This window comes from Actinomycetospora endophytica, assembly GCF_021026375.1.
Classification (GTDB): Bacteria; Actinomycetota; Actinomycetes; order Mycobacteriales; family Pseudonocardiaceae; genus Actinomycetospora; species Actinomycetospora endophytica.
Genome location: NZ_JAJNDB010000007.1, coordinates 453,910 through 466,384 on the forward strand (window position 1 = coordinate 453,910; position 12,475 = coordinate 466,384).

Sequence of the window (12,475 nt, forward strand, 5' to 3'; positions counted from 1 at the left end):
CGGCTACCGGCGCAGCGCCTCGAGCGCGGCCGGGAGCTCCGCGGGCTTGTCGACGACGTCCGCGGCGCCCGCCGCCGCCAGCTCGTCGTGGCCGCCGAAGCCCCACGACACCCCCAGGCAGGGCAGCCCGTGGGCGTGGGCGCCCTCGACGTCGTGGTTCCGGTCGCCGACCAGGCCGGTCACCGGACCGTCGCCGTGACGCGCGAGCGCCAGCCCGACGACGGCGGCCTTGCCCTCGACACTGCCGTCGATCGCGGCGCCGTGCACCCCGCCGGCGAAGACGTCGGTGAGCCCGAGGTGCGCGATGATCTCGCCTGCGTAGACCCCGGGCTTGCTCGTCGTGACCGCGAGGACGTCACCGCGCGCGGTGAGCTCCTCGAGCGCCTCCGGGATCCCCTCGTAGAGCGACACGTCGAACATCGCGCTCGCGCCGTAGAGCTCCCGGTACGCCGTCATCATCGCGTCCCCGGTGGGCACGTCGACCCCGAGGATGTCGCGGAACGCCGCCGGGAACGGCGGGCCGATGAGCGCGCGCAGCTGCTCGGGCGTCGGCTCGGCGAGCCCGACGGCGGTGCAGGCGTGGCGGATCGAGGCGCGGATGCCGGGGCCGGAGTCGACGAGGGTGCCGTCGAGGTCGAACATGACCAGCGGGGGGCGGAAGACGGAGCGGAGCGGAGCTCGACCCTCGGACACCGCCGTCACGCGCCCGCCCCGACCCGCATGGCCTGCGCGAACGCCCATGCGTCGGCGACGATGCCGTCGAGGTCGCCGCGCTCGGGGGCCCAGCCCAGCCGGGTGCGGGCCCGCTCGGCGGAGGCGACCAGCACCGCCGGATCGCCCGCGCGGCGCGGGGCGACGATCGCCGGGATCGGGTGTCCGGTCACCCGGCGGCACGCCTCGACGACCTCGCGGACCGAGAACCCGGTGCCGTTGCCGAGGTTGCAGACCAGGTGGCCGCCGTCCGCCCCGGCGGCGTCGAGGGCGAGCAGGTGCGCGGCGGCGAGGTCGTCGACGTGGATGTAGTCGCGCAGGCAGGTGCCGTCCGGGGTCGGCCAGTCGTCGCCGAACATCGAGACGTGCTCGCGCTCGCCGAGGGCGACCTGCAGGACCAGCGGGATGAGGTGCGTCTCGGTGGTGTGCCGCTCGCCGAGCATCGGGCCGTCGGTCGGGCGGTGCGCGCCCGCGACGTTGAAGTAGCGCAGCGACACCGCGCCCAGCTCCCCGCCGGAGGCCGCGGCGTAGGAGGTGATGGCGTGGTCGATCGCGAGCTTCGTCGCCCCGTACGGATTGGTGGGGCGGGTGGGGGAGTCCTCGGTGATCGGGCTGATCTCCGGCTCGCCGTAGGTCGCCGCCGTGGAGGAGAACACCAGCCGCGGGACGCGGTGGGCCCGGACCGCGTCGAGCAGCGCCACCGAGGTCACCACGTTGCCGTGCCAGTACTTCGCCGGGTCGACCACCGACTCGCCGACCAGCGAGCGCGCCGCGAAGTGCAGCACGCCATCGAAGCCCTGGCCGTTCAGGACGTCGTCGGCCGCGGTGGCGACGTCGCCCTCCACGAAGGCGGCGGCGGTGGGCACGGCGTCACGGTGACCGGTGGAGAGGTCGTCGAGCACGGTGACGTCGTGGCCCGCGGCGAGCAGGTGGGCGGTGCACACGCTGCCGACGTAGCCGGCGCCTCCGGTGACGAGCAGCTTCATGACCACGAGTCTGACGCACGGGGCTGTGCCCGCGATCAGCGGCGCGGGGTACCGGTGGGGGACGGCGACGGAGGCGCCCGCCCGGGACCGGGGCGGACGCCTCGCGGCGCGACTAGACGGCGCGGACGAGCACCGCGTGCGCGACCAGCGGGTCGACCTCGGAGCGCTGGCCGGCGTGCCCGATGTTCACCGCGTCCCCGAAGCGCGGGATCCCGACGACCTCGATGTCGCTGCCCGGCAGGACACCGGCCGACTTCAGCCCGGCCATGAGGACCTCGTTGAGCTGCACGTGCTCGGCGATGCGCCGGATGACGACCTTGCCGCCGCCGGAGCGGGCGAACTCGTCGAGGCGCACGAGCCCGGCCTCGTCGGGAGTCGGGGTGCGCGTGGGCAGCTCCGTCGGGCCGCCGCGCAGCTCCTCGAGGCCCGGGATCGGGTTGCCGTACGGGGACACGGCCGGTTCGCCGAGCAGGGCGAAGACCTTCTTCTCGACGGCCTCGCTCATCACGTGCTCCCAGCGGCAGGCCTCGGTGTGGACGTGCTCCCACTCCAGGCCGATGACGTTGACGAGCAGCAGCTCGGCCAGCCGGTGCTTGCGCATCACGGAGACGGCCTTCGCGCGGCCCTCCGGGGTCAGCTCGAGGTGGCGGTCCCCGGCGACCAGCACGAGGCCGTCACGCTCCATGCGCGCGACGGTCTGGCTCACCGTGGGGCCGCTCTGCTCGAGGCGCTCGGCGATCCGGGCCCGGAGCGGGGTGACCCCCTCCTCCTCGAGCTCGTAGATCGTGCGCAGGTACATCTCCGTGGTGTCGATGAGGTCGTTCATCCCCACCCCTTCCGTCCCGTGTCCGATCCTACCGAGGCGAGGCGACACCGCGGACCCGCGGCGCGGCACGGGGAGGGGCACGATGGTCACGTGCCGACCCCCGCAGCGCCGCTCGTCGCCGCCCCGGATCTGATCACCGAGCTCGCCGGCGGTCCCGCCGGGACCGACGGGCGCCCCGTCGTCCTCGACGTCCGCTGGCGCCTGGTCCCGCCGCCGAAGGGTCGCAAGCCCCGTCGCCGGCCGGATCCGGTGGGGGAGCCCGACTTCGACGCCGGCCACGTGCCGGGCGCGGTGTTCCTCGACGTGGACACCGACCTGGCCGGCCCGCCCGGCCCGGCGGGGCGGCACCCGTTGCCCGATCCCGACGACCTGCAGACCACGCTGCGCCGGGCCGGGATCGGCCCGAGCGGCGGCATCGTCGTGTACGACGGCGTCGGCGCGGGCGACGGCATGGCGGCCGCGCGGGCCTGGTGGGTGCTGCGCTGGGCGGGCCTGGCGCCGGAGCGGGTCCGGGTGCTCGACGGCGGGTTCGACGCCTGGACCGCGGCCGGCGGGGAGACCTCGACCGAGTCCGGGGGCGCCCGCACCCAGGGCGACATCGCGATCACCGCGGGCGCGATGCCGGTGCTCACCGCCGACGCCGCGCTGGGCATCGCGAACACCGGCGTGCTGCTCGACGCCCGGGCCCCGGAGCGGTTCCGGGGCGAGAGCGAGCCGATCGACCCGGTCGCGGGCCACGTGCCGGGAGCGGCCAACCTGCCCGCCGGCTCGCTCCTCGACACCGACGGCCGGTGGCGACCCCCGGAGGCGCTCGCGACCGCGCTGCGCGGCGTCGTGGGCGAGGCCGGTCCGGTCGGGGCGTACTGCGGGTCGGGGGTGAGCGCGGCGATGCTCGTGCTCGCGGCCGAGATCGCCGGGGTGCGCCCGCCCGCCGACCCGGTCGCGCTGTACGTCGGGTCCTGGTCGAACTGGTGCGCGGGCAAGCGCCCGGTCGCGACCGGCGCCTGACCTCCCACCCCGCGCACGAGGGGACTCTTCGTACGGCTAGAGCGACCAGATTTTCCCCTCGCGTCCGGGCGAGCGTTCTGCGAGGGGAGGATCCGGACGCTCTAGCGGTACGAAGGGTCCCCTCGTGCGGAAACGGGGCCTCGGTAGCGTTCGGCCCATGCGCACCACGGTCGTCTGGGACGAGGCCCTGCTCGCGTACAAGCTGTCCACGGACCATCCGCTGCACCCGGTCCGCCTCGACCTGACCATGCGCCTGGCCCGGTCGCTCGGGGTCCTCGAGGGGATCGAGCCGCTCGTACCGACCCCGGCGCCCGACGCGGAACTGGAGCGGGCCCACGTCGCGTCCTACCTGGACGCCGTCCGGCGCGCCCCGCAGCACGGCGACGACCCGGTGCACCAGCTGGGCACCGCCGACAACCCGATCTTCGAGGGCATGCACGACGCGGCGGCCCTGATCGCGGGCGGCTCGATCGCGGCCGCCCGGGAGATCGCGGAGGGCCGCGCGGACCGTGCGGTGAACCTCTCCGGCGGGCTGCACCACGCGATGCGCGACCACGCGTGGGGCTTCTGCATCTACAACGACTGCGCGATCGCGATCTCCTGGCTGCTCGACCACGGCTACACCCGGATCGCCTACCTCGACACCGACGTCCACCACGGGGACGGGGTGCAGGCGGCGTTCCTGGACGACCCGCGCGTGATGACGATCTCGATGCACCAGCACCCGAGGACGCTGTGGCCCGGCACCGGGTTCGCCTCCGAGCTCGGCGACGGTCCCGCCGCGGGCACCGCCGTCAACCTCCCGCTGCCGCCGGGCACCCGCGACCCGGCGTGGCTGCGCGCCTTCCACGCCGTCGTGCCGTCGCTGCTGCGGGCGTTCGAACCGCAGATCCTCGTCACCCAGTGCGGGGCCGACACCCACCACGAGGACCCGCTCGCCGAGCTCTCGCTCTCCGTGGACGGCCACCGCGCGATCTACCAGGCCTGCCGCGGGCTCGCCGAGGAGTACGCGGGCGGCAAGTGGCTGGCCCTGGGCGGCGGGGGCTACAACCTGTTCCGCGGGGTGCCCCGCTCCTGGACCCACCTGCTCGCCGCCGTGCTCGACCGCGACCTCGACCCGAACCGGACGATCCCGGCGTCGTGGACCTCCTATGCGGCCGGACTCTCGAACCGCCCGCTCCCCACCAGCATGACCGAGGAGGCGCCCACCGACTGGTCGCCCTGGGGCGGCTACACCGAGATCGACGTCGACCGCTTCGTCCTGGAGACCCGCCGGGCGGTGTTCCCGCTGCACGGCCTGGAACCGCAGAACGTCCTGGACTGATCATGACCTCGCAGGCCCCCGAGCCGCCCCCCGAACCGTCGCTCGAGTCGTTCGCCGGCCAGGAGCCCGACGTCCCGGACCTCGACGCGGCCACCCTCCCGGTGCGCGCGTCGCCCGACGCGCCCTACCCGCGGCACTGGGAGGCCGACGTCGTCGCCGCCGACGGCGCCACCGCCCACCTGCGCCCGATCAGCCCGGCGGACGCGGACGCCGTCGTCGACTTCCACTCCCGGCTCTCCGAGCGCACCCGTTACTACCGGTACTTCAGCCCGTACCCGACGATCCCGGCCCGCGACCTGGAGAAGTTCGTCGAGGTCGACCACCACGACGCGGTCGGGCTGGTCCTGTGGCTCGGCGACGAGATCATCGCGATCGGCCGCTATGTCCGTCTGGGGTCGGAGGATCCGTCGGCGGAGGTGGCGTTCGTCGTACGCGACGACCACCAGGGCCGGGGCCTCGGGTCGATCCTGCTCGAGCACCTGGCGGCGGCGGCCGAGGAGGTCGGGATCACCCGGTTCGTCGCCGAGGTGCTGGCCGAGAACCGGGCGATGGTGCGCACGTTCCGCCAGGCCGGCTACGACGTGACCCGGGCGATGGAGGGCTCGACCCTGCACCTCGAGTTCGACGTCGCCGCGACCGAGCGCTCCACCGAGGTCCGCCGCGGGCGCGAGCAGGCCGCCGAGGCCCGCAGCGTCGCGAACGTCCTGCACCCCCGCTCGGTGGCGGTGGTCGGGGCGTCCGTCGACCCCGGCAAGGTCGGCCACGTCGTGTTCGCGAACCTGCTCGGGCAGGGCTTCTCCGGCCCGGTCTACCCGGTGAACCCGGACGCCCGCTCGGTCCGCGGCGTGCGGGCCTACCCGACGGTGCTCGACATCCCCGACGACGTCGACCTCGCCGTCGTCGCGGTCCCCGCGGGTGAGGTCTCCGGCGTCGTCGACGGCGCCGTCGCCAAGGGGGTGAAGGCCCTCGTCGTCGTCACCTCCGGGTTCGGGGAGACCGGCGACGCGGGCATCGCCGCGCAGCGCGAGCTCGTGACGCTCGCCCGGGCGCGCGGGATGCGCGTGGTCGGCCCGAGCGCGCTCGGCGTCGCCAACCTGGACCCGGCGGTGCGGCTCAACGCCTCGCTCGCCCCGCAGATGCCGCCCGCGGGCCGGGTCGGCTTCTTCTGCCAGTCCGGCGCGCTGGGCATCCAGATCCTCGCGACGGCGGCGCGGCGCCGGCTGGGCCTGTCGACGTTCGTCTCGGCCGGGAACCGCGCGGACCTCTCGGGCAACGACCTCATGCAGTACTGGGACACCGACCCGGCCACCGACGTGGTCCTGCTCTACCTGGAGAGCTTCGGCAACCCGCGCAAGTTCGCCCGGGTGGCCCGGCGGCTGGCGCGGCGCAAGCCGGTCGTCGCGGTGGCCAGCGGGCGGCACGCGACCCCGGGCCTCGCCGCGTCGACCTCGCCGCTCGAGGAGGCCTCGGTCGCGGCGGTGTTCGACCAGTCCGGCGTCATCCGGGTCGCCTCGGTCGACGAGCTCTTCGACGTGGCGCTGCTCGTCGCCAACCAGCCGCTGCCGCGGGGGCCGCGCATCGGCGTCGTCGGGAACTCCAGCGCCCTGGGCGTGCTCGCCGCGGACGTCGCGCTGGCCCACGGGATGCACCTGGCGTTCCCGCCGGTCGACGTGGGGGCGATGGCCGAGCCCGCGGTGCTCGCCGACGCCGCCCTGCGCGCGCTCGAGGACGACGGCTGCGACGCGCTGGTCCTGGTGTTCTCCCCGCCGGTGTCCACCGACGGCGCCGAGCACGCCGACGCGCTCGCCGAGGTCGTCACCGGCGCGGACAAGCCGGTGACGACGACGTTCCTCGCCTCGGCCGGGGTGCCCGAGCACCTCGTGGTGCCCTCGGAGCCCGAGGCGGGCGGCGCGGACGTCCCGGCCCGGGGCAGCGTGCCGTCGTACCCGTCGCCGGAGCGCGCCGTCGTCGCCCTCGCGCGGGTGGTCCGGTACACGCAGTGGCTCGAGCGCCCGGTCGGCGACTTCGTCGTCCCGCCCGGGTGCGACGTCGCGGCCGCGCGGGCGTACGTCGACTCCTTCGGGCCGATCGAGACGGCGACGGTGCTCACCGACGAGCAGTGCGACGAGCTCCTGCGCTGCGTGGGGATCCGGGTGGCGCCGTTCCGCCGCGCCCGCTCCGCGCCGGAGGCGGTGGAGGCCGCGTCGGAGCTCGGCGGCGCGGTCGTCGTCAAGACCGTCGTCCGGACCTGGCGCCACCGCAGCGACCTCGCGGGCGTGCGCCTGGGACTGTCCGACGCCGAGGCCGTCACGACGGCCTACCACCAGCTCGCGCGGCTCTCCGGCTCGCCCGAGGTCGACGTGCAGGTCCAGGTGCCGCCCGGGATGCCGGTGGTCGTCGAGCTGCGCGACGACCCGTCGTTCGGCTCGCTGGTCTCGTTCGGGCTCGCCGGGGTGGTCACCGAGCTGCTCGGCGACCGCGCCTACGGCTCGACCCCGCTGTCCACGATGGACGCGCACACGCTGGTCCGGGCCCCGCGGGCCGCGCCGCTGCTCGACGGCTACCGCGGGTCCCGCCCGATGGACCTCGCCGCGCTGGAGGACCTGCTGCTGCGGGTCGGCCAGCTCGCCGATCACGTCCCGGAGCTGCGGTCGCTGGTGCTCGACCCGGTCCTGGCCGCCGAGCGGGGGGCGTTCCCGACCTCGATGCACGCGATGCTCGGCCCGCCGCCCGGACCGCGCGACAGCGGTCCCCGGAGGTTGGGCGCGTAGCCCATGTGAGCGGATTTCCCCCTGGGAACCCTGGGAGCGGCGGATCCCGCCCACAATCGGTCGGCGATGCCTGCCCTCCGCGTGACCGTGCTGTTCCCGTCGGCGCTCCTCGGCGCCGCGCTGCTGCTCGCCGGGTGCGGAGGGACGTCCTCACCGCCGCCGGGCGGGTCCTCCACCCCAGCGCCGCCGACGATCGCGACCGGGGCGCCGCCCGGAGGCACCTCCACCCCGCCGGTACCGGTCGACCCGCTGGTCGCGGATCCGCCCGACGGCACGACGGCGCTCCCGACGTCCCAGGTCGACAGCTCGGGCCTGCCGCCGGGATTCCCGACGCTCGCCTGGACCCGCGGTCCGCGCACCGTCGGGGTCTACGGGCGCGCCGGCGGGTGCACGCAGGCAACGGCCCAGCTGGTCGACCAGACCCCGACGGCGGTGACCGTCCGGGTGGTGCAGACGACGACCTCGACCGGGCCGTGCACGCGGGAGCTGCGCTACCCGCCGCTCGAGGTCACCCTTGCCGCGGATCTGGGGCAGCGCCGGGTGGTGCTCACCGGCGAGATGCACTGAGCGACGGGCATCACGGGCGACCGGCCCCGGAGAAGCCGAGAGACCGGGCCGGCCCCCGGCCGTCCCGGTCCCTCGTCGCTGACGACCGTCCTCGTCGCCACATTCCTGTCGCGCCGGCGGTACCGCCGTTCCGGCGTGCCCGGCGTCACATCACCTGCGCTGAAGGAGAGCATGACCGCTGCCGAACGGAGGGGTCAAGCACGCAGCCGGGCGGACGGCTCGGCACCGATTCCGCGACGATCGGTGATGGCGGGAGGGGATCGTCACGGTCCGGACGGCCGGCCGGGGCACCGATGGGCCCCCGGTCCGGCGGCCGTCGTCGCAGCGCGTGATCTCGCGGCGGACACCGCGGGATCACGACCCGGCCGTCAGCTCGCGGCGTAGGCCTTGAGCCGACGGGCGCGGTCGCCCTCGCGCAGCTTCGACATGACCTCGCGCTCGATCTGGCGGACGCGCTCGCGGGAGAGCCCGAAGCGCTTGCCGATCTGGTCGAGCGTGCGCGGCTGACCGTCGTCGAGTCCGTAGCGCAGGCGGATGACGTTCTGCTCGCGCTCGTCGAGCGTCGCGATGACCCGGCGCATGTCGTCGTGGAGCAGGCCGGAGATGACCGTCGACTCGGCGTCGGTGGCCTCGGCGTCCTCGATGAAGTCCCCGAGCGGGGCCTCCTCCTCGGACCCGACCGGCATGTCCAGGCTCACCGGGTCGCGGCTGTGGTCGAGCAGGTCGGCCACCTTGTCGACCGCGAGGCCGGACTCCTCCGCGAGCTCCTCGTTCGTGGCCTCGCGGCCGAGGGTCTGGTGCAGGTCACGCTTGATGCGGGCCAGCTTGTTGACCTGCTCGACCAGGTGGACGGGCAGGCGGATGGTGCGGGCCTGGTCGGCCATGCCGCGGGTGATGGCCTGCCGGATCCACCACGTCGCGTAGGTCGAGAACTTGAAGCCCTTCGAGTAGTCGAACTTCTCGACCGCCCGGATGAGGCCGAGGTTGCCCTCCTGGATCAGGTCGAGCAGTGGCATCCCGCGGCCGGTGTAGCGCTTGGCCAGCGAGACGACGAGCCGCAGATTGGCCTCGAGCAGGTGCGCCCGTGCCCGTCGCCCGTCACGGGCAACCGCCCGGAGATCCCTCGCGCGCTCGGCGTCGAGGGTGTCGTCCTCGAGCAGGTGCGCCGCGTAGACGCCTGCCTCGATGCGCTTCGCCAGCTCCACCTCGTCGGCGGCCGTCAGCAGTGCCGTCTTTCCGATACCGTTGAGGTAGACGCGCACGAGGTCGGCAGCCGGGCTCTGGGCGTCGAGGTCGCTCTGGACCTCCGCCTCGGTCTGGAGCGCAGTAGACTCGGGGGCGGTCCCGGCGCTGTCGGGGGTCGACTCGGGCAGGACGGCCTCGGCGTCGCGAGACTGCTGCGGGGCGAGTGTCGCCGTCATGGAATCCTCCCTGCGCGGCACTGGTCTGGCGCGCCGCGTCACTTGGTCGAACGCACGGCGGGGCGCGATCGTTCCCGACCGCCGGGCACCGTCGCGGATAACCGCTTGTGACGGTGCTGACGCATGTTCCGGGCCATCCGGGAGCAACCCGCGTCACACCTCGACGATCACCGTGAACGGTCCGTCGTTGACCGATTCGACGGCCATGTCGGCCCCGAAGACACCGGTCGCGACGGTGGCGCCCCGCTCTCGGAGGGTGTCCACGACGGCGTCCACCAATCGTTCCGCGTCCGGGCCCGGCGCGGCCGCCGACCACGAGGGTCGTCGTCCCTTCCGGGTGTCGCCATAGAGCGTGAACTGGCTCACCACGAGCAGGCCCGCGCCGGTCTCGGCGCAGGACTGCTCCCGAGCCCATTCCCCGTCGCTTCGCTCGCCCGGACCCAGGAGGCGCAGCTCGTGCAGCTTGCGGGCCATCACCGGCACCGGGTCGTCCTTCGTCCCCACTCGCGCCGCGTCGTCGCGGTGGACGCCGAGCAGGACGAGCAGCCCCGGCCCGTCGAGTGCTCCGACCACCTCACCGGCCACTTCCACCGACGCCCGGCTCACCCGCGCGACGACGGCCTTCATCGCGGCACGACCATCCCGTGCAGGAACAGCTCCCGGACGACGGGGAGCGCGGCGGCGGTGAGCTCGTCGGCGTCCCGGCCGTGCGCGAGCGCGAGCAGCTCGCACAGATCCCGCAGCGGGAGGTGGCCGCGACAGCCGGCGAGCAGCGCCTCCCCGAGCTCGTCGAGGTCGTGGCGCCACTGCGGGCCGTCGAGGCGCACCAGGGTCCCGCCGATCCGCCGCCAGCCGCCGTCGTCGTCGGCCACGTCCTCCTCCGGCGACACGGGCGTGTAGCCGCGCTCCAGCGCCGTCGTCGGGGGCACGACGAGCGTCTCGTCGAGCAGGTCCCGCCCCCGCAGCCACGCGACGCGGTCCAGCCAGGCCTCGACCTCCGGGCCCAGCGGGTCGCCGTGGGCCTGGCGCATGTCCTCGCACACGACGGTGCCCGGGATGCCCGGCGCGGTGCGACGCAGCGTCACGAACCCGAAGCCGATCCCGACGACGTCGTGCTCGGCGAAGAAGTCGAGCCAGCGTGCCGCGCGCGCCCGGCCCGCGGCGGAAGCGGGGTCGACGCCGGCGTCGCGCAGCCAGGTCCCGACGTGCAGCGCCGGGTCGGCGACGTCGCGCTGCACCACCCAGGCGTCCAGCCCGCCCGGCGCGGCGGCCGCGGCGGCCTCGGTGAGCCAGCGGCGGGGACGCGCGTCCCAGCCGTCGTGCGGATCCCCCGCCTCGCGGGCGGCCTCGACGTCGTCGCGGGTGATCAGCCACGACGCGAGCAGCTGCCCGACGCCGTCCTCGACGAGGTACGCGGGAACCGTCGAGACGAGCAGCGCGCTCGCCCCGTCCCCGCCCAGGCCGGCGTCGCGGTAGACGTGCTCGACCTCCGGCGGGCCGGGGACGAACGGCGGGTTGCAGACGACCTGGTCGAACCGGCGGCCCGCGACCGGCTCCCACCACGGGCCGGTGAGCACCTCGACGGCGACGCCCGCGAGCGCGAAGGTCGCCCGGGCGAGGATCAGGGCGCGCTCCGAGACGTCCGTGGCGGTGAGACTCGTGGCGTGCCCTGCGGCGTGCAGGGTCTGGACGCCGCAGCCGGCGCCGAGGTCGAGCAGCGTGGCGACCGGGCGGCGCACGGTGGCGGCGGCCAGCGACATCGACGCGGCGCCGGTGCCCAGGACGTGCTCGCGCCCCTTCCCGTCGTCGGGACCCTCCGCGCGGACCTCGAGATCCGAGAGCACCCACCAGGAGCCGTGCTCGTCGGCGTGGGGGCGCAGGTCGAGGGCGGCGGAGATGCCGCCCTCGTCGTCGTGACGGAGCAGCCCGGCCGCGACGGCCTCGGCGAGCCCGACGGGGTCGATGGCCGCGGCCACGTCGTCGGCGCGGCGGGACTCGTCGAGCAGGAACAGGCGTACCAGCGTCGCGAGCGCGCCGTCGTCGCCGACGGCCCGGGCGGCCGGCACCGGCTCGTTGCGGTCGAGGGCCGTGCCCGCCTCGGAGCCCAGCGCCTCGGCCACCCCGTCGACGGTGAAGCCGGCGCGGCGCAGCGGGTCGGCGAGGCGCCGCGCGACGTCGGGCAGGAGCACGGCGTCGAGGTCCGGGCCGTCGTCGGTCACCGGGGTCGGTTCGATCACGCGCCCAGTGTCGGCCAGGCCCCGTGCGAGGGGTCCACCGGCCGTTCCCGCTGCCCGTCCGGCGATTGGCACACCTTCACGGTGGGGAAACAGCCTCTCCGAGGAGAGGGGACCGTGCCGCGTCGACCATGGCAGGGTTGCCTGATCAGGGTCGGCCACGTGACGCTGTGCACACCTGGTGCGGCGCAGCGTCGGGGCCGGCCAGCAGTTCCGTACGACGTCGATCGACCGGAGGCCAGCGGATGTCGGAGCAGGGCACGATTACGTCGAGCCAGGGGAATCAGTATCCGCCGGATCCCGAACTGTCGAAGACCGCGAACGCCCGCCCGGAGATGAAGGAGCAGGGTCTCGAGGAGTTCTGGGACGAGCAGGCGAAGCAGCGGATTGATTGGTTCACCCCGTACGACACGGTGTTGGAGTGGAATCTGCCGTACGCGAAGTGGTTCGTGGGCGGGAAGCTGAACGCCTGCCACAACTGCGTCGACCGCCACGTGGAGGCGGGCAACGGCGGCAAGGTCGCGTTGCATGTGGTGCCCGACGACGGGCCGGAATCGCCGGACACGCGCGACATCAGCTACGCGGAGCTGCAGGCGCAGGTGGTGGCGTTCGCGAACGGGCTCCAGA

The 12,475-nt window shown here is 74.7% G+C and carries 11 protein-coding genes; 5 read left to right on the forward strand and 6 right to left on the reverse strand.

Features of this window, described 5'->3' with window-relative positions; all coding sequences use genetic code 11:
• Window positions 1-3 precede the first annotated feature (3 nt).
• From LQ327_RS28450 to LQ327_RS28460, 3 genes are all read right to left on the reverse strand, one after another.
• Complete coding sequence (locus tag LQ327_RS28450) at window positions 4-702, reverse strand: HAD hydrolase-like protein (protein ID WP_230739243.1); 699 nt, start codon at window positions 700-702, stop codon at window positions 4-6.
• On the reverse strand, window positions 699-1,697 hold the full coding sequence (gene galE / locus LQ327_RS28455; RefSeq protein ID WP_230739245.1) for a UDP-glucose 4-epimerase GalE: 999 nt from the start codon (window positions 1,695-1,697) through the stop codon (window positions 699-701). The genes LQ327_RS28450 and galE overlap by 4 nt, the downstream gene beginning before the upstream one ends.
• Window positions 1,698-1,809: 112 nt before the next feature.
• Window positions 1,810-2,523, reverse strand: coding sequence for an iron-dependent transcriptional repressor DtxR (locus LQ327_RS28460; RefSeq protein ID WP_230739248.1), 714 nt, complete (start codon window positions 2,521-2,523; stop codon window positions 1,810-1,812).
• Between the two features lie 90 nt (window positions 2,524-2,613).
• Between LQ327_RS28460 and LQ327_RS28465 the strand changes: the two genes are divergently transcribed.
• The 4 genes from LQ327_RS28465 to LQ327_RS28480 all read left to right on the forward strand — a co-directional run bounded on the left by LQ327_RS28465 (window position 2,614) and on the right by LQ327_RS28480 (window position 8,193).
• Window positions 2,614-3,531, forward strand: a complete 918-nt coding sequence (locus LQ327_RS28465; RefSeq protein ID WP_372460769.1) for a sulfurtransferase — start codon at window positions 2,614-2,616, stop codon at window positions 3,529-3,531.
• A 157-nt stretch (window positions 3,532-3,688) separates the two neighbouring features.
• On the forward strand, window positions 3,689-4,855 hold the full coding sequence (locus tag LQ327_RS28470; protein ID WP_230739250.1) for an acetoin utilization protein AcuC: 1,167 nt from the start codon (window positions 3,689-3,691) through the stop codon (window positions 4,853-4,855).
• Window positions 4,856-4,857: 2 nt separating this feature from the next.
• On the forward strand, window positions 4,858-7,626 hold the full coding sequence (locus LQ327_RS28475; RefSeq protein ID WP_230739251.1) for a bifunctional acetate--CoA ligase family protein/GNAT family N-acetyltransferase: 2,769 nt from the start codon (window positions 4,858-4,860) through the stop codon (window positions 7,624-7,626).
• Window positions 7,627-7,692: 66 nt separating this feature from the next.
• Window positions 7,693-8,193 (forward strand): hypothetical protein, encoded by a 501-nt coding sequence (locus LQ327_RS28480; RefSeq protein ID WP_230739252.1) that lies wholly within the window; start codon window positions 7,693-7,695, stop codon window positions 8,191-8,193.
• Between the two features lie 368 nt (window positions 8,194-8,561).
• On the opposite strand, the gene LQ327_RS28485 is transcribed toward LQ327_RS28480, so the two are convergent.
• The 3 genes from LQ327_RS28485 to LQ327_RS28495 all read right to left on the reverse strand — a co-directional run bounded on the left by LQ327_RS28485 (window position 8,562) and on the right by LQ327_RS28495 (window position 11,851).
• Window positions 8,562-9,614 carry a sigma-70 family RNA polymerase sigma factor gene (locus LQ327_RS28485; protein ID WP_230739253.1) on the reverse strand — a complete coding sequence of 351 codons (1,053 nt, stop codon included), beginning with the start codon at window positions 9,612-9,614 and terminating at the stop codon, window positions 8,562-8,564.
• 153 nt (window positions 9,615-9,767) lie between these two features.
• Complete coding sequence (gene dtd, locus LQ327_RS28490; protein ID WP_230739254.1) at window positions 9,768-10,241, reverse strand: D-aminoacyl-tRNA deacylase; 474 nt, start codon at window positions 10,239-10,241, stop codon at window positions 9,768-9,770.
• Window positions 10,238-11,851: a DUF7782 domain-containing protein gene (locus LQ327_RS28495; protein WP_372460770.1), complete on the reverse strand. Its 1,614-nt coding sequence runs from the start codon at window positions 11,849-11,851 to the stop codon at window positions 10,238-10,240. The genes dtd and LQ327_RS28495 overlap by 4 nt, the downstream gene beginning before the upstream one ends.
• A gap of 242 nt (window positions 11,852-12,093) precedes the next feature.
• On the opposite strand from LQ327_RS28495, the gene LQ327_RS28500 reads away from it, so the two are divergent.
• Window positions 12,094-12,475, forward strand: a 382-nt coding sequence (locus LQ327_RS28500; protein WP_308286392.1) for an acetyl-coenzyme A synthetase N-terminal domain-containing protein, incomplete at its 3' end; no start/stop codon positions are given.

Bases quoted from the DNA above. Each gene is read 5' to 3' on its own strand.
- galE (WP_230739245.1), bottom strand. From the start codon at position 1,697: ATGAAGCTGCTCGTCACCGGAGGCGCCGGCTACGTCGGCAGCGTGTGC.
- LQ327_RS28460 (WP_230739248.1), bottom strand. From the start codon at position 2,523: ATGAACGACCTCATCGACACCACGGAGATGTACCTGCGCACGATCTAC.
- LQ327_RS28470 (WP_230739250.1), top strand. From the start codon at position 3,689: ATGCGCACCACGGTCGTCTGGGACGAGGCCCTGCTCGCGTACAAGCTG.
- LQ327_RS28475 (WP_230739251.1), top strand. From the start codon at position 4,858: ATGACCTCGCAGGCCCCCGAGCCGCCCCCCGAACCGTCGCTCGAGTCG.
- LQ327_RS28480 (WP_230739252.1), top strand. From the start codon at position 7,693: ATGCCTGCCCTCCGCGTGACCGTGCTGTTCCCGTCGGCGCTCCTCGGC.
- LQ327_RS28485 (WP_230739253.1), bottom strand. From the start codon at position 9,614: ATGACGGCGACACTCGCCCCGCAGCAGTCTCGCGACGCCGAGGCCGTC.
- dtd (WP_230739254.1), bottom strand. From the start codon at position 10,241: ATGAAGGCCGTCGTCGCGCGGGTGAGCCGGGCGTCGGTGGAAGTGGCC.